Origin of the sequence: Cellulosimicrobium sp. PMB13 (assembly GCF_051294865.1) — a bacterium.
GTDB lineage: Bacteria > Actinomycetota > Actinomycetes > Actinomycetales > Cellulomonadaceae > Cellulosimicrobium.
In genome coordinates this window covers 2,266,521-2,286,963 of the sequence record NZ_CP145910.1, presented here as the reverse complement: position 1 = coordinate 2,286,963, position 20,443 = coordinate 2,266,521, and the positions used below count along the sequence as shown (strand labels likewise).

18 protein-coding genes and 1 tRNA gene are annotated in these 20,443 nt (G+C 74.0%); 3 read left to right on the top strand and 16 right to left on the bottom strand.

All coding sequences use genetic code 11. The features are described 5' to 3' along the window. The first annotated feature begins 98 nt into the window (after positions 1-98). Together moaA and V5D56_RS10355 are read left to right on the top strand one after the other, a co-directional pair. Entirely contained in the window at positions 99-1,205 is a 1,107-nt protein-coding gene (gene moaA, locus V5D56_RS10360; protein ID WP_435735268.1) for a GTP 3',8-cyclase MoaA, read from the top strand. Between the two features lie 122 nt (positions 1,206-1,327). Beyond that, positions 1,328-1,576, top strand: coding sequence for a hypothetical protein (locus tag V5D56_RS10355; RefSeq protein ID WP_435735267.1), 249 nt, complete (start codon positions 1,328-1,330; stop codon positions 1,574-1,576). A 33-nt stretch (positions 1,577-1,609) separates the two neighbouring features. On the opposite strand, the gene V5D56_RS10350 is transcribed toward V5D56_RS10355, so the two are convergent. The 4 genes from V5D56_RS10350 to V5D56_RS10335 form a co-directional block, all read right to left on the bottom strand. Beyond that, a complete protein-coding gene (locus V5D56_RS10350) occupies positions 1,610-2,020 on the bottom strand; it encodes a molybdenum cofactor biosynthesis protein MoaE (RefSeq protein ID WP_435738999.1) in 411 nt (136 codons plus the stop codon). 65 nt (positions 2,021-2,085) lie between these two features. Continuing rightward, a complete protein-coding gene (locus V5D56_RS10345; protein ID WP_435735266.1) occupies positions 2,086-3,408 on the bottom strand; it encodes a molybdopterin molybdotransferase MoeA in 1,323 nt (440 codons plus the stop codon). 83 nt (positions 3,409-3,491) lie between these two features. Beyond that, entirely contained in the window at positions 3,492-4,991 is a 1,500-nt protein-coding gene (locus tag V5D56_RS10340; protein WP_435735265.1) for an NCS2 family permease, read from the bottom strand. Between the two features lie 46 nt (positions 4,992-5,037). Continuing rightward, positions 5,038-5,538, bottom strand: a complete 501-nt coding sequence (locus V5D56_RS10335) for a nucleoside deaminase (protein WP_435738921.1) — start codon at positions 5,536-5,538, stop codon at positions 5,038-5,040. Between the two features lie 435 nt (positions 5,539-5,973). On the opposite strand from V5D56_RS10335, the gene nhaA reads away from it, so the two are divergent. Then, positions 5,974-7,386 carry a Na+/H+ antiporter NhaA gene (gene nhaA, locus V5D56_RS10330; RefSeq protein ID WP_435738920.1) on the top strand — a complete coding sequence of 471 codons (1,413 nt, stop codon included), beginning with the start codon at positions 5,974-5,976 and terminating at the stop codon, positions 7,384-7,386. A 22-nt stretch (positions 7,387-7,408) separates the two neighbouring features. On the opposite strand, the gene V5D56_RS10325 is transcribed toward nhaA, so the two are convergent. The 12 genes from V5D56_RS10325 to V5D56_RS10270 form a co-directional block, all read right to left on the bottom strand. Beyond that, a complete protein-coding gene (locus V5D56_RS10325; protein ID WP_435738919.1) occupies positions 7,409-7,954 on the bottom strand; it encodes a DsbA family protein in 546 nt (181 codons plus the stop codon). A gap of 133 nt (positions 7,955-8,087) precedes the next feature. Then, positions 8,088-9,218, bottom strand: coding sequence for a DUF2235 domain-containing protein (locus tag V5D56_RS10320; protein WP_435738918.1), 1,131 nt, complete (start codon positions 9,216-9,218; stop codon positions 8,088-8,090). Positions 9,219-9,300: 82 nt separating this feature from the next. Further along, positions 9,301-9,570 (bottom strand): acylphosphatase, encoded by a 270-nt coding sequence (locus V5D56_RS10315; protein ID WP_435738917.1) that lies wholly within the window; start codon positions 9,568-9,570, stop codon positions 9,301-9,303. Further along, positions 9,567-10,046, bottom strand: coding sequence for a dsRBD fold-containing protein (locus V5D56_RS10310; protein ID WP_435738916.1), 480 nt, complete (start codon positions 10,044-10,046; stop codon positions 9,567-9,569). Before V5D56_RS10310 ends, V5D56_RS10315 begins: the two co-directional genes overlap by 4 nt. 150 nt (positions 10,047-10,196) lie before the next feature. Further along, positions 10,197-12,179 (bottom strand): thioredoxin domain-containing protein, encoded by a 1,983-nt coding sequence (locus V5D56_RS10305; protein WP_435738915.1) that lies wholly within the window; start codon positions 12,177-12,179, stop codon positions 10,197-10,199. Positions 12,180-12,239: 60 nt separating this feature from the next. Beyond that, positions 12,240-12,782, bottom strand: coding sequence for a hemerythrin domain-containing protein (locus V5D56_RS10300; protein WP_435738914.1), 543 nt, complete (start codon positions 12,780-12,782; stop codon positions 12,240-12,242). Positions 12,783-13,039: 257 nt separating this feature from the next. Further along, positions 13,040-13,846 carry an amino acid ABC transporter ATP-binding protein gene (locus V5D56_RS10295; protein WP_435738913.1) on the bottom strand — a complete coding sequence of 269 codons (807 nt, stop codon included), beginning with the start codon at positions 13,844-13,846 and terminating at the stop codon, positions 13,040-13,042. Next, the gene (locus tag V5D56_RS10290) at positions 13,843-14,802 is read right to left on the bottom strand and encodes an amino acid ABC transporter permease (protein ID WP_435738912.1); all 960 of its coding nucleotides are present in this window, start codon (positions 14,800-14,802) and stop codon (positions 13,843-13,845) included. Before V5D56_RS10290 ends, V5D56_RS10295 begins: the two co-directional genes overlap by 4 nt. 7 nt (positions 14,803-14,809) lie before the next feature. Next, positions 14,810-15,697 (bottom strand): ABC transporter substrate-binding protein, encoded by an 888-nt coding sequence (locus V5D56_RS10285; protein WP_435738911.1) that lies wholly within the window; start codon positions 15,695-15,697, stop codon positions 14,810-14,812. Between the two features lie 277 nt (positions 15,698-15,974). Beyond that, positions 15,975-16,048 (bottom strand) — tRNA-Met (locus V5D56_RS10280). A gap of 63 nt (positions 16,049-16,111) precedes the next feature. Continuing rightward, positions 16,112-17,149 (bottom strand): aldose 1-epimerase, encoded by a 1,038-nt coding sequence (locus V5D56_RS10275; RefSeq protein ID WP_435738910.1) that lies wholly within the window; start codon positions 17,147-17,149, stop codon positions 16,112-16,114. Positions 17,150-17,298: 149 nt separating this feature from the next. After that, positions 17,299-20,367 (bottom strand): UPF0182 family membrane protein, encoded by a 3,069-nt coding sequence (locus V5D56_RS10270; RefSeq protein ID WP_435738909.1) that lies wholly within the window; start codon positions 20,365-20,367, stop codon positions 17,299-17,301. Positions 20,368-20,443 lie beyond the last annotated feature (76 nt).

Sequence of the window (20,443 nt, the reverse complement as noted above, 5' to 3'; positions counted from 1 at the left end):
GTTGGACTTCCGCTGGACGGAAGACGTCTTCCGTTCAGCGAATCTCACGCTAGCACGCAGCCGTGCCGGACGTCACGAGACGTGTCTACGATCGAGCCATGACCGCAGTCTCTCTCGGGATCCCCCAGGTCCGTGGGCCGGCGCACGTGCCCGGGCGCGCCACGCACCTGCCCGACGAGCGCCCCGGGACGGAGGCGCTCGTGGACCGGTACGGCCGGGTCGCGCGCGACCTGCGCATCTCGATCACGGAGAAGTGCACGCTGCGCTGCACCTACTGCATGCCCGCGGAGGGGCTGCCCGCCATCGCGCGCGACGACCTCCTCACGCCGACCGAGATCGCGCGGCTCGTCCGGGTCGCCGTGGGCCGGCTCGGGATCACCGACGTCCGGTTCACGGGCGGCGAGCCGCTCGTGCGCCGGGACCTCGCCGAGATCCTGCGCCTGTCGCGCGCCGCGGCGCCGGACGTCTCGATCTCCATGACGACGAACGCCATCGGGCTCGACAAGCGCGTCGGCGAGCTCGTCGCCGCCGGTCTGGACCGCGTGAACATCTCGCTCGACTCCGTGGACCGCGACGACTTCGCGCGCCTCACGCGCCGCGACCGCCTGCCCGACGTCCTGGCCGGCGTCCGGGCCGCCCTCGCCGCCGGGCTCGCCCCCGTCAAGCTCAACGCGGTGCTCATGCCCGAGACCCTGGCCGGCGCGGCCGACCTCCTCGCGTGGGCGGTCGAGCACGGGTGCCACCTGCGCTTCATCGAGCAGATGCCGCTGGACGCCGACGGACGATGGACCCGGGACGACCTCGTCTCCGCCGAGGACCTGCTCGCGGTGCTCGGCGAGCGCTTCGACCTGCTCGAGGTCGGGCGCGACGACCCGTCGGCCCCGGCCGAGGAGTGGCTCGTGGACGGCGGCCCGCAGACCGTCGGGATCATCGCGTCGGTCACGCGCTCGTTCTGCGGCGACTGCGACCGCACGCGACTCACCGCGGAGGGCACGGTCCGCTCGTGCCTGTTCGGCGACGACGAGACCGACCTGCGCGCGATCCTGCGCTCCGCTGACCTGACCGAGGACGAGCGTGACGACGCGGTCGCGCGCGCCTGGCAGGGCGCGATGTGGGCGAAGCCGCTCGCGCACGGCAGCGACACCCCGGTGGCCCGGGACGCCTTCGCGCCGACCGCGCGCAGCATGGGCGCGATCGGCGGCTGAGGCGGAGCACGGAGCGGCTGCCCGCTCCGCTCCCCGGAGGGTGCCGCACGTCACGGGGTGAACCGGGTCACCCTCCCGTGTTCGCCCAGGTCAGCGCGCGGCGCGGACCCTATCATGGTGACGTGACGACGACCTCCTCCGCCCCTGCCCTGCCCACCGTCGAGACCCCCGACAACAGCACGTCCGCGCTGCCGATCTACCGCGACGACCAGCGCGCCGAGCCGTGGAAGGTCGCCACGAAGAGCGTGCTCGGGGTCGCGATCGGCGCGATCGTCGGCACCGTCGTCCTCAGCTGGTTCGGCCTGGTCCTCGGCGCAGCCGTCGGGCTGGGCGTCGGGATGCTCCTCGACAACGGCCGCGCCTCGCGCTGACCCGGTCGCCCCGGCGCTGACGTCTACGACCGGTCAGAGGCCGACCCACTCCGACACGCCGTCGGTGAAGTGCTGCCGCTTCCAGATCGGCACCTCGGCCTTGATGCGCTCGACGAGCAGCGAGCACGCCTCGAACGCCTCGCGGCGGTGGCCCGCCGCCGCCGCCGCGACGAGCGCCACGTCGCCGACGACCAGCGTCCCGTAGCGGTGCACCGCGGCGACCCGCAGGCCCGTCTCGGCCGCGACCGTCTCGACGCAGCGGCGGAGCACGGCCGTCGCGTCGGGGTGCGCCTCGTAGTCGAGCCCGGTCACGCCACGGTCGTCGTCGACGTCGCGCACGACGCCGCGGAACGTCACCACCGCGCCGCACTCCGGCCCTCCGACCGCGTCCTCCACGGCCTGCGACACGGCGGCGTCCAGGACGTCGGTCGTCACGCGGCTCACCGCGTCACCCGTCCGCGCCACGTCGCCCGTGCCTGCCACGTCGCCGCCCACCGCCTCTCCAACGCTCACAGCTCCCACACCTCCAGCTCGCTCCCGGCGTCCCACCCTGTCACGTCGGCGGGCACGTCGACGAGGACGTCCGCGCGCGCCATCGACGCGACGAGGTGCGACCCCGGTCCGCCCACCACGCGCACCGTGCCGTCCGGCCCGCTCGCGCCCCGCAGGAGCTGACGCTTCCCGGCGGGCGACGTCCCGGCGTCGTGCACGCGCGCCCGACGCACGCGCCGCTCCCCCGGCAGGCCGGCCGCCCGCTCGAGCACCTCGCGCAGGAACACGGCGAACGACACCTGCGCGCTCACGGGGTTGCCGGGGAAGGTGAGGACCGGCGTCCCGTGCCCGGGGCCGATCCGGCCGAGGCCCTGCGGGCCGCCCGGCTGCATGGCGACCGACCGGAACTCCACGGTGCCCACCGGCGACGTCGAACCGGACGCCGCCGGCGACGCACCGGGACCGACCCTCGCAGGGCCGAGCACGTCCTTGACCACCTCGTACGCCCCCTGGCTCACGCCGCCCGACGTGACGACGAGGTCCGCGCCCGCCGCGGCGTCGGCGAGCGCGGCGGCGAACGCCCCGGCGTCGTCGCCGCAGCGCGCCGTGAGCGTCACGACTCCCCCGGCGCGCCGCACCGCCGCGCCGAGCGCCGTGCCGTTCGCGTCGAACACCTGCCCCGGTCCCGGCAGCTCCCCCGGGCCGACGATCTCCGAGCCGGTCGACAGGACCGCCACCCGAGGTCGCGCGACGACGCGCACCCGCCCGACCCCGCACGCCGCGGCGGCGGCGAGGTGGTGCGGGGCGAGCACGGTCCCATCGGCGAGCAGCACGTCCCCCGCAGCGACGTCGCTGCCCGCCTCGCGCACGAACTCCCCGGGCCTGCGGGGCGCCAGGACGTCGACGGCGGCGCTCGGCCCGCCGGGGCGGGCGCCGGGCTGCCCGGCAAAGCTGCCCGCCCCGGTGTCCTCGACCGGGACGACGGCGTCCGCGCCGTCGGGCACGGGTGCGCCGGTCATGATGCGGGCCGCCGTCCCGGGAGCCAGGGCGGCGGGCGCTCCGGGTGCCGCGGGGATCTCCGCGGCGACCGGGAGCCGGACCGGGACCTCGGCGCGCGCGCCCGCGACGTCGGCCGCCCGCACCGCGTACCCGTCCATCTGCGAGTTGCGGAAGAGCGGCACCGGGACGGGCGCCACGAGGTCTGCCGCGAGGACCCGGCCGAGCGCGTCGGCGAGGTCGACCTCCTCGGTGCGCGTGCGGCGTCGGGCAGCCTCCACGAGCGGCGCCAGCAGCGCCGCGACGTCGGCGCGGTGCCGCTCCACGCTCACCCGGTCGCCCATGGTCACCTCCGTCGTTCCCGACCGCGCGACGACGGGCCACCCGCGGGGGTGGCCCGTCGCACGGTCCGTCGTACCTGCTGGGATCAGCCTCCCACGACCGCGGTGAGCGGCCCGCGCACGAAGTACACGAGGAAGCCTGCGGCGACCACCCACAGCAGCGGGTGGACCTCGCGGGCCTTGCCGCACGCGGTCCGCAGCAGGACCCAGGTCACGAACCCGATGCCGATGCCGTTCGCGATGGAGTACGTGAGCGGCATGGTGACGACCGTGAGGAAGACCGGCAGGGCGACGGAGAAGTCCGAGAAGTCGATCTCCTTGATCTCCCGCATCATCATCGCGCCGACGACGACGAGGACCGCGCTCGCGACCTCCATCGGGACGACGGCGGTGAGCGGCGTGAGGAACATCGCGACGAGGAACAGGCCGCCCGTCACCACGGACGCGAGACCGGTCCGCGCCCCCTCGCCGACACCCGCGGCGGAGTCCACGAACACCGTGTTCGACGACGAGGACGTCGCCCCGCCCACGACCGCGCCCACTCCCTCCACGACGAGCGCCGACTTGATGCGGGGGAAGTTGCCGTCCGCGTCGGCGAGACCGCCCTGCTTCGCGAGGCCGGTCATGGTGCCCATGGCGTCGAAGAAGTTGGTGAAGAACAGCGTGAACACGAGCATCGTCGCCGCGAGGGCGCCGATGCGGTCGAAGGCGCCGAACGAGAACTGGCCGAGCAGGCTCAGGTCCGGGACGGAGACGAGCGAGCTCGGCAGCTCGGGCACGGTGAGGTGCCACCCGCCGGGGTTGTCGTCCGAGGCGGGCCCGAGCTGCAGCACGGCCTCGGCGACGATCGCGAGGACGGTGGTCGCCACGAGGCCGATGAGCAGGCCGCCCTTGACCTTGCGGGCCACGAGGATCCCCATGACGAGCAGTCCGACGACGAACACGAGCGTCGGGACCGTCGTGATCGAGCCGCCGTCGCCGAGCTGGACGGGCGGGCCGCCGGGAGTGCGCGTGACGAAGCCCGAGTCGACGAACCCGATGAACGCGATGAACAGGCCGATGCCGACCGTGATCGCCGCCTTGAGCTGGCGCGGCACCGCGTTGAAGATCGCCGACCGCGCGCCCGTCACGGCGAGCAGCACGATGAGCAGGCCGTTGATGAGGACGAGTCCCATCGCCTCGGGCCACGTGACGTCGCCGATCACCGAGACGGCGAGGAACGAGTTGATGCCGAGACCGGCCGCGAGCGCGAACGGGAGATTCGCCACGAGACCGAACAGGATCGTGAGCAGGCCGGCGGCGAGACCGGTCACCGCGCCGACCTGCGCCGTCGCGAGCCAGCCGCCCGCGACGTCGACCGGGGCGTTCTCGGCGCTCGTGCCGCCGAGGATGAGGGGGTTGAGGATGACGATGTACGCCATCGCGAAGAACGTCACGAGGCCGCCGCGCACCTCGCGGCCGGCGGTCGAGCCGCGCGCGCTGATGTGGAAGAACCGGTCGAGGCGGCTCGAGGAGCCGCGCCGGGGCTGCGGGGTGCCGTGGGCGTCGTCGTCGGCGGTGCTCCGCCGGGTGCCGAGGAGGGTCACGTCGTCGTGTCCTTTCCGTGGGGCGGTACGGACCGGCCGGGGCCAGTCAGTACTCGATCCGGGACTCGAGGACGCGCCACGCGTCGAACGGGGCGACGGCGTCGGGGGTGCGCGTGTGGACCACGCGCATGACCCGGTCGGCCGGGTCCGCGGTGAAGAAGTCGTAGAACGCCGCGTCGTCGAAGCCGGCGCTCGCGGCGTCGTGCCGGTCTGCGGCGAAGTACACGGCGTCGACGCGGGCCCAGAGGGCTGACGCGAGGCACATGGGGCACGGCTCGCAGCTCGAGTAGAGCGTCGCGCCGGACAGGTCGAAGGAGCCGATCTCGGCGCACGCGCGCCGGATCGCGGTGACCTCGGCGTGCGCGGTCGGGTCGTTGTCCTGCGTGACCCGGTTGTTGCCCTCGACGACGCGACCGTCGGCGGTCACGACGACGGCGCCGAACGGTCCGCCGGCGCGCGCGACGGAGTCGACGGCGAGGGCGACCGCCCGGTCGAGATAGCGGGGGTTGGCGACGGGCGCCGTCGTACGGGGGTGTGCTGCGTCCACGGCAAGAGATTCCATGGTGAGTCTCCACGGTTCGGGCAGCGGTCCGGGGGTCCGTCCGGGGGAGCCGGTCTCGTCGTCGAGTCCGGGTCGGTCGGCGGGCCGCTGCAGGCGAGGTGTCCTTCTCTTCCGCCTGGTAGATGGTCTCCGGTGTCGGGTCGAACGTGTCGACCACCGAGCTCGTCGCTCGGCCCGGGCCCGCCGTTGGCACGCTCGACGCTAGCAGTGCGTGACGCAGCCCACAAGGCTTTCGGAAGAACTTTTCCACGATGTGGACGGTCGGGGCAGTGCGGCGGTCGCAGCTGGATGTGCCGGTCGCGATCCCGGACGTCTCGCGCCAGGTCGGACGTTGCGGAAGCATCGGCGGGCCGCGAGAGTTGGAACGCTGCATGCCGTGACCGCCGTCCGGCGCCCCGCGCCGACCCGTCCGGAGGCCCCGTGACCGAGCCCGCCCCGCCGTCGTCGTTCCCGATCGTCCAGGTCCCCGCCCGCCCGGGGCCGCCGCTGCGCATCCAGCTGCGTCCGCTCGCCCCCTCGCTGCGGTCCTTCCTGGCCACCGAGGCGGGCGGCGCGGTGCTCCTGCTCGCCGCGACGGTGATCGCCCTCGTCTGGGCGAACTCGGCGTGGGCGCCGGCGTACGAGGACCTGTGGCACGCGACGGCCGGCTGGACCATCGGCCCCTGGTCCTTCGAGATGGACCTGCACCACTGGGTGAACGACGCCGCGATGGCGGTCTTCTTCCTCGTCATCGGGCTCGAGATCAACCGCGAGGTGACGAGCGGCGAGCTGCGCAACCGACGCACCGTCGCCGTCCCGGCGCTCGGTGCGCTCGGCGGGCTCGCCGTGCCCGCCCTGATCTACCTCGCGTTCAACGTCGGCTCCCCCGCGCAGCACGGCTGGGGCATCGTCATGTCGACGGACACCGCGTTCCTCGTCGGCATCCTCGCGCTGTTCGGCCCGCGCTGCCCCGACCAGCTGCGCCTGTTCCTCCTCACGCTCGCCGTGGTCGACGACATCGGCGCCATCACCGTGATGGCCGTGTTCTACACCGACGCGGTGTGGATGCCCGGCCTCGTGATCGCCGCCGTGCTCGTCGGTGCGATCCTCGTGCTGCGCTGGCTCGGGGTGTGGCGGCTCGCGCCCTACGTGGTCGTCGGGATCGCGCTGTGGGGCGCGGTCTACGCGTCGGGCGTGCACGCGACGCTCGCCGGCGTACTCGTGGGGCTCCTCGTGCCCTCACGCTCGGCCCGGCCCGACGACGTCGCCGTCGTGCCGAAGTACGCCAAGCGGCTCGCCCAGGAGACGACGGCGGAGCGCGAGCACCTCACCGAGCTCGCCGCCCGCGCAGCCGTCCCGACGAGCGAGCAGCTGCAGCGCGTCCTGCACCCGTGGAGCGCGTACCTCGTGGTGCCGGTCTTCGGCCTCGCGAACGCCGGGGTCCGGCTCGACGCCGAGACGCTGCGCGTCGCCGCGACGTCACCGCTGTCGATCGGCGTGGCCGTCGCGCTCGTCGCCGGCAACGCGATCGGGATCTTCGGCGCGTCGGCGCTCGCGCTGCGCATGGGCCTCGGGGACCTCCCCGGCAGGGTGCGGTACTCCCACCTGCTCGGCGGCTCGATCCTCGCGGGCATCGGGTTCACCATCTCGCTGTTCATCGCCGAGCTCGCGTTCGACGACGAGGCGCTCGTCGAGCAGGCGAAGATCGGCATCCTCGCCGGCTCGCTGGTCGCGGCCGTGCTCGGGTCGATCGCGCTCCGGCTGTTCGGGGAGCGGTGGCCGCTGTGCTCCCCGGGCGGCGACGGCCCACCGTCGGACCTGCCGCCCCTCCCGTGGCGCCCCCCGGCATCCTGACGGGCGGCGGCCGACGACGCGGCTACCTGGCCGCTGCCGCCGAGACCGCCGCCTCGAGCCCCTCCCGCGTGACCCGACCGCGGTAGCGCTCGCCGTTGACGAAGAGGGTCGGCGTGCCCTGGACACCGAGGGCGAGCGCGTCGGCGTAGTCGCGCCGCACCGCGTCGGCGTGCTGCTGCACCTGGTCGCCGACGACCTCCGCAGCCGGGATCCCGAGCTCCCGCGCGCGCTCGGCCAGCCCGTCGTCGTCGAGCCGGTCCTGCTGCTCGAACAACGACTCGTGCATCTCCCAGAACTTCCCCGCGGCCCCGGCGGCCTCGACCGCGAGCGCCGCGGTGAGCGCGTGCGGGTGGACCTCGAACAGCGGGAAGTGGCGGAACACGAGCCGCACCCGACCGCCCGAGGAGGCGACGACGTCGCGCAGGACCGGAGCCGCGTCGCGGCAGTACGGGCACTCCAGGTCGCCGAACTCGACGATCGTCACGGGGGCGTCGGGGTCACCCAGCACGTGGGCGTCGGAGGGGACGAGGCGGTCGGCGTCGACAGGGACGGAGGGCTGCTCGCTCACTGGCTCAGGATGGCACGGCCCCGCCCACCCCGCCCCGCCACGAGGTCGACCCGTGCGCTCCGAGATCGACCTTCAGAGGGTCGATCTCGCGACCGGCGGGTCGATCTCGCGTCGTGCCGGCGAGCGGCCGGGGTCAGCCGAGCACGAGCGGGCGGCTCTCGAGCGCGCCGCCCGGCACCGGCTCGACCCGCTGGACCAGCGCGTCGCCCACGTCGTCGCGCCACCAGGTGACGTTGCGCGCGTGGCGCGCGTACGACGACGACGGGTCGGCCGTGAGCTGCTCCGCCGTCTGCGCGAGGTACACGGCGTCGACGTGGTCCGGCGCGACGGGGACGCCGGCCAGGACGCGCAGGGTGCCGTGGAACCGGGGCCGGTGGCGCAGCCGCTTGACGAGGTTGATCGTGCCGAAGAGCAGCCCCGGCCGGAACCGGCACACGAGCGTGTCCTCGTGCCGGAGCTGGGCGAACAGCCGGTCCTCGTCGAACGACAGACCGCGCGCGATGGCCTCGCCGACCATCCACAGCAGCGCGGAGTCGGACAGCGCGCGCGCCGGTGCCCCGCCCCCGACGTCGCTGTGCGCGCCGGGGAACCAGACCTGCTTGACGCGGTCGGCCATCGACACGGGCACCTCCCACAGGCACGGCTCGTAGGTGATGCGGCGGTCGTCGATCGCGAGCGCCTGCCGGGCCTGCTCGACGGCCGTCGAGAGGCGCAGGTCGTGGAACCGGCTGCGCCGGCGTGACAGACCGGGGACGCCGAGCGCGCCGACGGTGTCGAAGACCCCGAGGAACGCGACCGGGACCCGCTCGTGGCAGTGCTCGGCGCGGAAGGCGGCGGCGAGCTCCCGGCGCCGCTCGGGGTCCTGGAGGCGGTAGATGCGCTCGGCGTCGCACAGGTGGTCGAGCGCGAGCGCCTCCTGCGTGAGGAGGCCCACCGTGGAGACCATCCCGACGATGCTGCGCGCCGTGTAGGCGCCGCGGCTGAAGCCGAACACGTAGATCTCGTCACCCGGCTCGTAGTTGAGCGCGAGGTGCCGGTACCCGGCGACGACGTTGCGCGTCAGCCCGTACCCGAACGCCCCGCCGAGGAGCCGGTCCACGAGGTAGCCCTGCGCCCCGACGCCCTCGATGGAGAACACCATCTGCTGCACGCCGTCGGGTCCGATCCCCGTCCGGACCGACCGCGCGATCTTCTCGATGTTCGACACGCTCGCGTTCACCGGCGAGTTCCACGTGCCGTCGCAGCACAGCACCAGCCGCTTCATGAGCCCTCCTGCGCCCGCCCGGCCTCGTCGCCGGGATCCTCCTGGAGGGAGGACCCGCGCTCCGGACCTGATACGCGCAGGTTCAGGCGTGAGTGACGTCGACGCCGGTGACCCGGCCGGGCGTCGGACCGTCCCGGAGCCAGGCGACGAGTTCGTCGAGCGCGCCCGGTGGGCCCTGCGCGACGACCTCGACCGTGCCGTCGGGCAGGTTGGTCGCCGCGCCGTCGAGCCCCAGCGCACCGAGGCGCCGCCGCGTCGCCCACCGGAAGCCGACGCCCTGCACGTGACCGTGCACGACGGCGCGCAGCCCGCCCGCCCGGTCCGGCACGGTCCCCGCCGGCTCCCCCGTCACAGGTGGACGTGCGCGGGCGCGCCGGTGGACGACTCGATGTCCGTCTCCGCGTCGTCGAGCAGGCGGTCCGCGAGCCGCCGGAGCGCGCGCCCGACGGCGATCTCGTCGCCGATGAGCGGGACGTCGGCGTCGTGCGGGTCGCGCCGCGCCCGACCCACGGTGCGCAGGTGCTCGGGCGAGTCCGCGACGAGGACCGCCTCCGCCGTCGTGCGTCCCTCGGACTCGACCAGGCTGACCTGGACCCGCCAGACCTTCGTCGTGTCCGTGCCGCCGCCGCCGTTCTCCGCGCCCGGCACGTGCTCGACGTAGCTGTCCGACCCGGGGTACACGAGCGTGCGCTCGCCCGTGTCCGTCCACTCGACGAGATAGGGCGGCGTGCCGTCGTCGTGCCGCAGCTCGACCACCACGCCGTCGCGCACCGCCCCGCCCACGACCCCCGAGGCGGTGACGATCCTGTCGCCGACCGATGCCTTCATGACTCCTCCTCCGGCCGTCCCGGCCGCGCCCGCTGCCGCGCCGGTGCGGTCGGGTTCGTCCTCCCATCATGCGACCGGACCCGCGGGGCCGCACGGGCGTCAGGGGCGGCGCTCGGCCGTGCCCACAGCCGACGACGACCCCGCGCGTGCTCAGCCGTCGAGCTGCGCCCGCAGAGCCGCCGCGTCGTGCGCGGGGAGACGGCAGACGAAGTCCGCGCAGAGGTAGGCGCCCGGCGCGCGGTCGGCGAGCGCGACCACGCCGTCGGCCGCGAGCGCCCGGGCGTCGTCGGGCGCCGCCGCGAGGACGACGGCACCCGCGCGGTACCAGGACCGCGCGGCGTCCAGGAAGTCCTGCGTCCGGGCCGGGTCGGCGACGACGACGAGCTGGTGGGCGGGCTCGGCGACCACGACCGCCAGGCGCAGCACCCCGGCGGCCGCGAGCGGCCGCGTCTCGGCGCCGCTCGCCCCCGCGACGTGGGCGCGGACCGCGTCGAGCAGTCGCGGCTCGTCCGTCAGGCGGTGGCCCAGCAGCGCGGCGCGTGCGGCCGCCGTCGGGCCGGACGGGACCGCGCCCTCGCTCGGGTCCGCCGCGGCGCCCGCGTCGAGCCCCAGGCCCGCGAGCACCGGGTCGACGCCTTCCGGCGCACGGACCCGGTCGCCGTCGGACACGGACGCGGAGACGAGCCGCAGCCCTTCGCGGATGTACCTGCCCTCGCCGGTGAGCCCGCCGAGCGTCAGCAGCGCGGTCGCCAGGGCGCCGTGGTCCTCGAGGGTCGCGACGGCGTCGGAGGTCCGGCCGTCGACCGACGCCCGCACGAGCGACCCGTCGGCACGGACGTGGGTCTCGAGCAGGTGGTCCGCGGCGGTCCGTGCCGCGTCGGTGAACGCGGGGACCTCGAGGTGGTGCCCCGCGCGCGCCAGCGCCTCGACCGCCAGGCCGTTCCACCCGGTGAGGATCTTCGCGTCCAGGGGCGGCGGCTCGTGGGCCACCCGTTCCTCGGGGGGCAGCAGGTACCACCCGCCCTCCACGCGGCGGCCGTCGAGCGTCGACTCCGAGTCCTGCGCGCTCGCGAACGCTCCGCCCGGCAGCCGCAGCGTCCGCAGCAGGAAGTGCCCGACGCCGGTCGCGACCTCCGCGGCCCCCGCACCGGGGTCCGTGGCGCGGACCGGGTCCGTGGGTTCCGGGTTCGCGGGGTCCGTGCCCGCCCGGACCGGGCCCCCGGGGCCCTGCCCGCGGGAGCGGCGCAGCACCGCGAGGGTCGTGTACGCGGAGAGGAGCTGCGCGTTGTCGTAGAGCATCCGCTCGTAGTGCGGCTCGGACCAGTCGGGCCGCGTGGCGTACCGGAAGAAGCCGCCGTCCACGTCGCGCAGCGGGGTCGCCGCGAGCGCGTCCAGCGTGCTGCCCGCGAGCCCGAGCGCCCGGTCGGCGTCCGCCGCGTCGACGACCGAGGACGCCGCGACGTCGAGCAGAAGCTCCAGCGCCGGCACGACGGGGAACTTCGGCGCGCCGCCGAAGCCGCCGTGGAGCCGGTCCTGGGCCGCCTCCAGCCGGTCGAGCACCTGGGCGGCCACGGCCGGCAGGTGGGCGAGGAGCGGCGCCGAGCCGTCCGGCGCGCCCGGGGCGCCCGCCCCTGCCGCCTCCCGCAGCGCGTCGCGGATCGTCTCGCCCGTCTCGAGCACCTGGTCGCGCCGCTGCTCCCAGGCCTGCGCGACGGCGTCGAGCACGTCACGGAACGCAGGCCTGCCCTGGACCGGGACAGGGGGCCAGTAGGTGCCCGCGTAGAACGGCGCGCCGTCGGGCGAGGTGAAGACCGTGAGCGGCCAGCCGAGCTGCTGCGTGAAGGCGCTCGCCGCAGCCATGAGGCTCGCGTCGACGTCGGGGTGCTCCTCGCGGTCGACCTTGACGGCGACGAACCCGTCGCGCAGCACGTCGCCGATCGCGGCGTCGGAGAAGCTCTCGCGCGCCATGACGTGGCACCAGTGGCACGTCGCGTACCCGACGGACACCATGACCGGCACGTCGCGGCGGCGCGCCTCGGCGAACGCCTCCGGGCCCCACGGGTACCAGTCGACGGGGTTGTCGGCGTGCTGGCGCAGGTACGGGCTGACGGCGTCGGCGAGGCGGTTGACCATGTCTCCACTCTCGCAGCCCGCGCCCCGCCCGCGAGCCGCGGACGTGTCGTCGGCGATCGGTCAGAACGGGCCGAGCACCTCCTCGCGGTGTGCGACGAGGTCGAGCGCGGCGAGCACGCTCCCGAGCGCCTTCTCCTCGTACCGGAAGTGCGACTCCATGATCGCCCCGACACCGTCGAGGTGGCGCAGGACCGCCGCGCGGCTCTCCGACAGGTCGCCTGCCGGGTCACCCGGCGAGCGCGCCGCGCGGTCCAGCGTCTGCTCGAGGTCGGTGACCAGGTAGGCGATCATGCTGTGGTCCTGGCGCAGCGCACGCAGGGTCGCGCCGAGCTCAGGACGACGGCGCTCGAGCTCCGGGAAGAGCGTCATGTCCTCGCTCGTGTGGTGCCGCGTCAGCGCGGTACAGAACCCGCGGCAGTACACGAGCAGCTCCGCGTGCGCGGTGTCGTGCCGCGGACGCGCTGCCCGGCGCACGGACTCTCCGGCCGACCCGTCCGACGGCGGGTCCTCGCCGTCGCTCTCGTCGCGGGCGGTCTCGCGCACCAGGTGGAGCGCACGTCGCAGCCGGTCGTGCACGGCCTTCATCTCGTCGTACCAGGCCACCAGCCTGGCCTTCTCGCCCTCACCCACGGGTGCGGAACGAGGAAAGGGTCCGTACGTGGCGCACGGGCACCCCCTTCCGGGTTCGACGCCTCCATGCCTGACGCAGCCCGTCACCGGCACGCGACGCTGCCGAGCACCCTATCGACCTGGCGGGCTCGCGTCGAGAACGGGGTCGTCGACCGTCGAGCACGGGATCAGCCACCGGATTCGTCCTAGGACGGTGGCTGATCCCGTGTTCGGCGATCCAGCGCCCGCGCTCAGGAGGTCAGTCGGCGGAGGAACTCCTGCGTCCGGGGGCGCTGCGGGTCGCCGAGCACCTGCTCCGGCGTCCCGCGCTCGTGCACGCGGCCGTCGTGGAGGAAGCACACCTCGTCGGCGACGCGGCGGGCGAACCCCATCTCGTGCGTCGCGACCAGCATCGTGCGCCCCTCCGCGCGCAGGTCCGCGAGGAGGTCGAGGACCTCGCCGACGAGCTCGGGGTCGAGCGCCGACGTCACCTCGTCGAGCAGGAGGAGCTCGGGCTCGTTGACCAGGGCGCGCGCGATCGCCGCGCGCTGCTGCTCGCCACCCGACAGCTGGTCGGGGTACGCCGTCGCCTTGTGGCCCAGACCGACACGGCCGAGCATCGCGACCGCCGCCGCCTCGGCCTCCTCACGGGACCGTCGGTGCACGAGCCGCGGCGCGAGCGTGACGTTGTCGAGCACGCGCATGTGCGGGAAGAGGTTGTACGCCTGGAACACCATGCCCATCCGTGCGCGCACGGCGTTCGCGTCGAGCCGCGGGTCGGCGACGTCCTGCCCGTCGAGCAGGATCTCGCCGTCGTCGACGTCGTCGAGCAGGTTCACCACGCGCAGCAGCGTCGACTTGCCGGAGCCCGACGCCCCGACGAGCACGACGCAGCGGTGCCGGTCGACGTCCAGGTCGATGCCGTCGAGCACGACGCGCGGGCCGCCGTGGGCACCGGCGGCGGCGGGCGCGGCGGGCGCCCGTCCGGCACGTGCGGGTCGGGCCGACGGCGCCGGGTACGTCTTGCGCACGCCCCGCAGGGAGAGCAGGTGGCTCATCGGATGTCCCCCGCCCCGCTCACGGTCGCGATCGACCGACCCCAGCCGCGGCGCGACTGGTAGGCGTCCACCGCGCGCGTGAGCGGGAACGACACGAGGAAGAACAGCACGCCCGCGACCACGTACGGCGTGAAGTTGTAGCTGCCCGTCGTCGCGATCTGCGCGGCGCGGATCGCGTCGACGGCTCCGAGCACCGAGATGAGCCCGGAGTCCTTCTGCAGCGCGACGAGGTTGTTCGCCAGCGGGGCCGTGACGTTGCGCACCGCCTGGGGCAGCACCACGCGCCGCGTCGTCTGCACGCGCGTCAGTCCGAGGGAGCGTGCCGCCGCCACCTGGGACGGGTGCACCGACTCGATGCCCGCGCGGAACACCTCGGCGATGTACGCGGTGTAGGTGAGGACGATCGCGAGCGCCCCGAGGAACGCGCCCGACGACGGCAGCCACGGCAGGCGCAGCGCGGGCAGCCCGAACCCGACGAGGAGCAGGACGAGCAGCAGCGGGACACCGCGGAACAGGTCGACGTAGCCGATCGCGAAGGCTCGCAGCGGGAACAGGGCCGGGATGCGGCTCGTGCGCGCGATCGCCAGCCCCAGGCCCAGGAGCGTGCCGATCACGCCTGCGGCGACCCACACGCGCAGGTTGAGCCACAGCCCCTCGAGGATCGCGGGCAGCGACTCCCACGCCGTCGCCGGGTCGAAGAACGCCGTCCGCGCCCGCTCCCAGCCTGGAGCGTTCACCACGACGAGCACGACCGTCGCGACGACGATCACGGTGCTCACGAGCGCGACGAGCGCCGAGCGCCGCCGCTGCGCGCGCCGGAACGCGGCGCGGTCGAGGGCACGCGGGGACGGCGACCAGGGGTCCGCCGGCGGCCGGGCGCCGTCGGGCACGTCGGTGACCGGCTCGCCGCGGCGAGCCCCTCGCCCGGACGGGGGCGCGTCGTCGGGCACGGTCACGGCGCGCTCACTCGAGGACGGGGACGTCGTCCGACTTGAGCCACGTGGTGCGCAGCTCGGCGAGCGTGCCGTCCTCCTCGAGCGCGTCGACCGCCTGCGAGACGCAGTCGGTGAGCGGCGAGCCGACGTCGAGCACGAGGCCGTACTGCTCGACCACGCCCTCGTCCGGGAGGGTGCCGATGACCTCCGAGTCGGGGAAGTACTCGGTCGAGGCGGCCATGCCCTGGTCGACGTCCATGACCATGGCGTCGATCGTCCCCGACTGGAGAGCCTGCATGCCGTCGCCCGCCGCGCTGTACGGCGAGATGTCCGCGTCCTCGCCGAACGCCGCCTCCGCGAGCGTGAGGCTCGTCTGCGCGGCCGTCACACCGATGCGCGCGCCCTCCAGGTCGGCGAGGCTCGTCGCGTCGGCGTACGGGCCGTCCTCCATGACGATGACGCCCTGGCGCGTCGTGAGGTACGGGCTCGAGAAGTCGACGGCCTGCCGGCGCTCGTCCGTGATCGACGTCTGGTACGCGGCGACGTCGAACGGCTTCACGGCGGGGCTGACGATCTGCTCGAACGTCACGGTCTCCCACCGCACGTCCTCGGCGGCGTAGCCGAGGCGGTCCGCGACCGCGTAGATCAGCGCGGACTCGAAGCCCTCGCCCGACTCGGGCTCGCCGACGTACCAGGGCAGGTAGGGCTCGCCGGCCCCGACGGTCAGGACGCCGTCCGTGAGCGTCGGCAGCGCGCCGGCCTCGCAGGCGGTGTCGCCCGACGACGCGGCGTCACCCGGCGCAGCGGTCTCGCCCCCGTCCGTCCCGCCGGACGAACAGGCCGCGAGGGTCAGCGTCGCGGTCGCCGCGATCGCGGCGAGGAGTGCGGGACGGGTACGGGGACGCAGACGGCGCATGGTGACCTTCCGATGTCGGGCGCCGCGGGAGTCGTGGGCGCCGGCCACTGACGATAACGCCGGCCATGGCGTCGGGGCTTCCCGTCCTGCCCTCGGGCGGTGTGTGGCTCGTCACCGGGCTCGGCCTGTGGGTCAGGCGGTCGCTCGCTGCGGGCGGCGAAGATCCACGATCGCCCGGCGCGACCAGCACGACGAGACGACCCGGCGTCGGGAATGGCAGAAGGCCCGGACCCACGTCGTGGGTCCGGGCCTTCTCGATGTCCTGCGACATCCTGTGTAGCGGGGGCAGGATTTGAACCTGCGACCTCTGGGTTATGAGCCCAGCGAGCTACCGAGCTGCTCCACCCCGCGTCGGTGATCACTACTCTACGCACACACCGCCGGACCGGCCAAATCGGGTCGGCGAGACCTGCGTCACCCTGGCTCTCCGGCCAGCCCGCCGAGCCGCTGCCCGAGCAGCTCGACCCCGGCCTCGAGCCGGCGTGTCGCGCCCGGGGCGAGGCGCACGTCCGGCTCGCAGTCGGTCCTGTTGAACGCGTTCGTCAGCGTGCTCACCGGTTCGACGGCGATCGCCGCCCGCTCGCGGCGAGCGAGCCCGTCCCCCGTGTACACGTGCACGAGGCCGCCCCGCTGCCACAGCGCGAGGCCCAGTCCCGTCCGAGGGTCGCGCACGATGGTCCGGGCTCGACCGTCGACGTCCGCCCGCAGGTCGGCGAACGCATGGTCGAGGCGCACGCCCGCGAGCGGCATGGGCCCGACGGCGTCGATCGCGGCGTAGGCCGCTCCGCCGGGCAACGGGATGAGGTCCTCGCCCGTGACGACGCGCCGCGCCGCGGGCACGGTCAGCTCGAGGGCGTCGATGCTCGCGTGGCCCGGAACGCGCAGGTAGGGGTGCCAGCCGAGCGCGACGGGGGCGGGCCCGCCGCCGATGTTCGTGGCCCGGAGCGTCAGGTCGAGACCTGCGGCGCCGAGCCCGTACTCGGCCTCGAAGGCCACCGCGTACGGGTATCCGCGGACGAGCTCCGGCCCGACCTCCGCGCGGAGCACCAGGGAGGCGACGCCGTCGGGTCCCGCCGCCTCGGCACGGCGGGAGACGTGCCAGTCGAGCGCCCGCGCGAAGCCGTGCATCGTCACCGGCTCGCCCGGGACGACGGGAGGGATGTGGTGGGTGCGACCGTCGAACGTGTAGCGCCCGCCTGCGACGCGGTTGACGAACGGCGCCATGACCGCCGAGCGGGAGGCGTCGTGCGCGGCCAGCTCACCGGCGTCGGCGTAGCCGTCGACGAGCTCCTCCGCGACGACCGAGCCGTCCGCGTGGCGCCAGGGGGCGCGCCACGACAGGACGGCCGCTCCGTGCAGCGCGACGACGAGACGGGCGCCGGACGGGTGCTCGACCCGCTCCACGGGGACGCCCCCGACGTCGCGGGACCACGACCGGGCGTCGTCGGCCACCGACGTGAAATCGTTGCTGCAAGCCGTTGCAGAGAGGGTCACGAGGAGCGATCCTTGCGCCCCGGGGATGAAAAGACAAACGGGCGGGACCACCGTGGTGGTCCCGCCCGTCCGTGTCCGTGCTGGCGCGTGCCTGGCTCGCGCCGGCGTCAGCCGCCCGACGGCGCCGCGTCGAGCTCCTGCTCCGCGGCGAGGGCCGACTCCAGCGCCTGCTGCAGCCGCTCCTGAGCCTCGCCGTAGCCGGCGAAGTCGCCCTCGGAGAGCGCCGTCTGGCCGTCCTCGATCGCCTGCTGCGCGGCGCTCAGGGCCTGGTCGAGGCGGGCGCGCGCCTCACCGTTGACCTCGCCGCCCTCGGCGGGCGGCGCGACCGTCTCGCCGGGCTCCTCGGCAGGCTCCTCGCCGGTACCCGGGTCCGTCGTGCCCGGGTCCGTCGTCGCGCCGTCGGCCGGCTGGTCGGGCACCTCGGTGTCGACACCGCCGTCCGCGTCACCCGCGTTCGCACCCGAGTCGCCGCCGAACACCTGGTCGAGCGCCTCGTCCAGCGTGTCGGCGAACCCGATCTCGTCGCCGAACGACACGAGCACCTTGCGCAGGAGCGGGAACCGCGTGCCCTCGGTGGACTGCACGTAGACCGGCTGCACGTAGAGCAGCCCGCCGCCGACGGGCAGCGTCAGGAGGTTGCCGTTGATCACCGTCGAGTCGCCGCGACGGAGCGCGAGCAGCCCGTCGGCCGCGGTCGGGTCGGTGTTGAAGTTGTTCTGCACCTGACCCGGGCCGGGGACGGTCGCGTTGCGCGGCAGCTCCAGGAGCCGCAGCGTGCCGTAGTCCTCCGAGCGCACGCCGTCCTGGTTGCCGGGCTCCGCGTCCACGGCGAGGAAGCCCGTGAGGATGTTGCGGTCGGACCCACCCCCGGGGATGTACGTCGACATCAGCGAGAAGGTCGGCTCCTCCTGGCTCGGCATCTGCAGCGTGAGGTAGTACGGCGGCTGCGCGGGCTTGGTCGCGCCGCCCACCGTCGGGTCCTCGGGGATGCGCCAGAAGTCCTGCTGGGAGAAGAACTCGGTGGCGTCGTCCACGTGGTAGCTCGCGAGCAGGGTCCGCTGCACCTTGAACAGGTCCTCGGGGTACCGCAGGTGGCTCATGAGGTCGCCGGAGATCTCCGAGATCGGCTGCACCGAGCTCGGGAAGACCTGCGACCACGCCTGGAGCACCGGGTCCTCGGCGTCCCACGCGTACAGGTCGACCGAGCCGTCGTACGCGTCGACGGTCGCCTTGACCGAGTTGCGGATGTAGTTGACCTGCTGCGGCGCGAGCGCCTCGACCGAGTTCGCGGCCACGAGGGAGTCCGCGGTCGACTCCTCGAGGGACTCCGACGTGGAGTACGGGTAGGCGTTCGACGTGGTGTAGCCGTCGACGATCCACTTCACGCGGCCGTCGACGACGGCCGGGTACACGCGACCGTCGAGCGTGAGGTACGGCGCGACCTTCGCCACGCGGTCCCGCGGGCTGCGGTCGTAGAGGATCTGCGAGTCCTCGGTCACGCGGTCGGAGAAGAGGATCTGCTCGGACCCGAACTTCAGCGCGTAGAGCACCTTGTTCATGAACGACCCGACGCTCGGCCCGGCCGCGATGTCCTGGGTCGGGAACGTGTTGTTCACCTGGCCTGCGTCGTCGTCGACCGGGTAGTCGAGCTCCCACGGGTCCGTGCCCTCGGGCGCTCCGACGATCGAGTACTGCGGCGCCTCGGGCGAGAAGTAGATGCGCGGCTCGTACCCGCCCTGGTCCGCGTACATGTCGGTGAAGGCGCCCGTCGAGGGGATCGAGCCCTCGTAGAACGCCGGACGACCGTCGGGGCCGATCTGGTTGCCGTAGGCCGCGACCACGCCGAAGCCGTGGGTGTAGACCGTGTGGTCGTTGACCCAGTTGCGCGCGTCGGGCCCCAGGCCGTCCTGGTTCAGCTCGCGCACCGCGATGACCGTGTCGCGGCTCTCGTCGTCGATCGTGTAACGGTCGACCGAGAGCGACCTCGAGAACTGGTAGTACTGCTTGTTCTGCTGGAGCTGGCTGAACGACGGGCTGACGATCTCCGGGTCGAGCAGGCGGATCGACGCCGTGGTGTCGGCGTCCTCGCGCAGCGCGCCCGCCTCGGCCTCGGTCTTGGCGTTGTACGCCTCCGTCTGCACGTCGTCGATGCCGTAGGCGTCCTTCGTCGCGTCGATGTTGCGCTGGATGTACTCCTCCTCGAACTCCTGCGCGTTCGGCGTGACCTGGAAGCGCTGGACGACGGAGGGGTAGATCCCGCCGATCGCGATCGCCGAGACCACCATGAGCCCGACGCCGATGGCCGGCAGGCGCCAGTTGCCCCGCACCGCGGTGACGACGAAGAGCGCGGCGACGAAGAGCGCGACGACCGTGAGGATCGCCTTGGACGGGATGACGGCGTGCACGTCGGCGTAGGAGGCGCCGTCGAACTTCGCACCGCCCGACGTGAGGATCGAGTACCGGTCGAGCCAGTAGTTGGCGCCGATGAGCACCATGAGGATCGCCGCGGTGACGGACAGCTGGACGCGCGCGGCCGTCGTCGTGCGCGGGCCGGAGTCGGCGCCACCGCCGACGCGCAGGCCGCCGTAGAGGTAGTGCGTCGCGAGCGCGGCGATGCCCGAGATGATCACGACCGCCATGAGGAAGCTCACGAGGAAACGGACCGCCGGCAGCGTGAACAGGTAGAAGGCGAGGTCGATCCCCCACTGCGGGTCGGTCTCACCGAACGGCACGGAGTTCAGCGCGAGGAGCACCGTCTGCCACTGCGACGCCGCCGCGGCGCCGGCGAAGAACCCGACGAGCGCCGGCGCGACGATCATCACGACCTTGCGCAGCGGCTCCACCGCCTCGCGGTACTGGTCGAGCGTCGCCTGCTCCGGCGTGGAGGGCGCGTAGATCGGCCGGTTCCGGTACGCGAGCGAGAACGACAGGAAGACGAGGCCGCCCATGATGACGAAGCCCCCGACGAACAGCGCGATGCGCGTCCCCCACTGGGTCCACAGCACGCGTTCGTAGTCGAGCTGCGTGAACCACAGGACCTCGGTCCAGAACTGCGCGAGCAGGAGCAGCAGGACGACGAGCACGCCGACGACGGCGATCGCGATCCCGATGGGGCTCCGGCGCCTGGAGGGCCGCGCCCCGGAGGACGGCCGGCGTGGCGCTGCGGCGAAAGACACGGTGGGTATACCTCTTTGCGTCGTGACTCGGACGTGCGGCGGGCGGTCGGCAGGGACGTGCCCACCGGGGTCAACG

What these genes read in the sequence shown, in the direction of transcription:
- V5D56_RS10305 (WP_435738915.1), bottom strand. Translation starts at nt 12,179, where the DNA reads ATGGTCAACCGCCTCGCCGACGCCGTCAGCCCGTACCTGCGCCAGCAC.
- moaA (WP_435735268.1), top strand. Translation starts at nt 99, where the DNA reads ATGACCGCAGTCTCTCTCGGGATCCCCCAGGTCCGTGGGCCGGCGCAC.
- V5D56_RS10295 (WP_435738913.1), bottom strand. Translation starts at nt 13,846, where the DNA reads ATGAGCCACCTGCTCTCCCTGCGGGGCGTGCGCAAGACGTACCCGGCG.
- V5D56_RS10320 (WP_435738918.1), bottom strand. Translation starts at nt 9,218, where the DNA reads ATGAAGCGGCTGGTGCTGTGCTGCGACGGCACGTGGAACTCGCCGGTG.
- V5D56_RS10345 (WP_435735266.1), bottom strand. Translation starts at nt 3,408, where the DNA reads ATGGGCGACCGGGTGAGCGTGGAGCGGCACCGCGCCGACGTCGCGGCG.
- V5D56_RS10310 (WP_435738916.1), bottom strand. Translation starts at nt 10,046, where the DNA reads ATGAAGGCATCGGTCGGCGACAGGATCGTCACCGCCTCGGGGGTCGTG.
- V5D56_RS10285 (WP_435738911.1), bottom strand. Translation starts at nt 15,697, where the DNA reads ATGCGCCGTCTGCGTCCCCGTACCCGTCCCGCACTCCTCGCCGCGATC.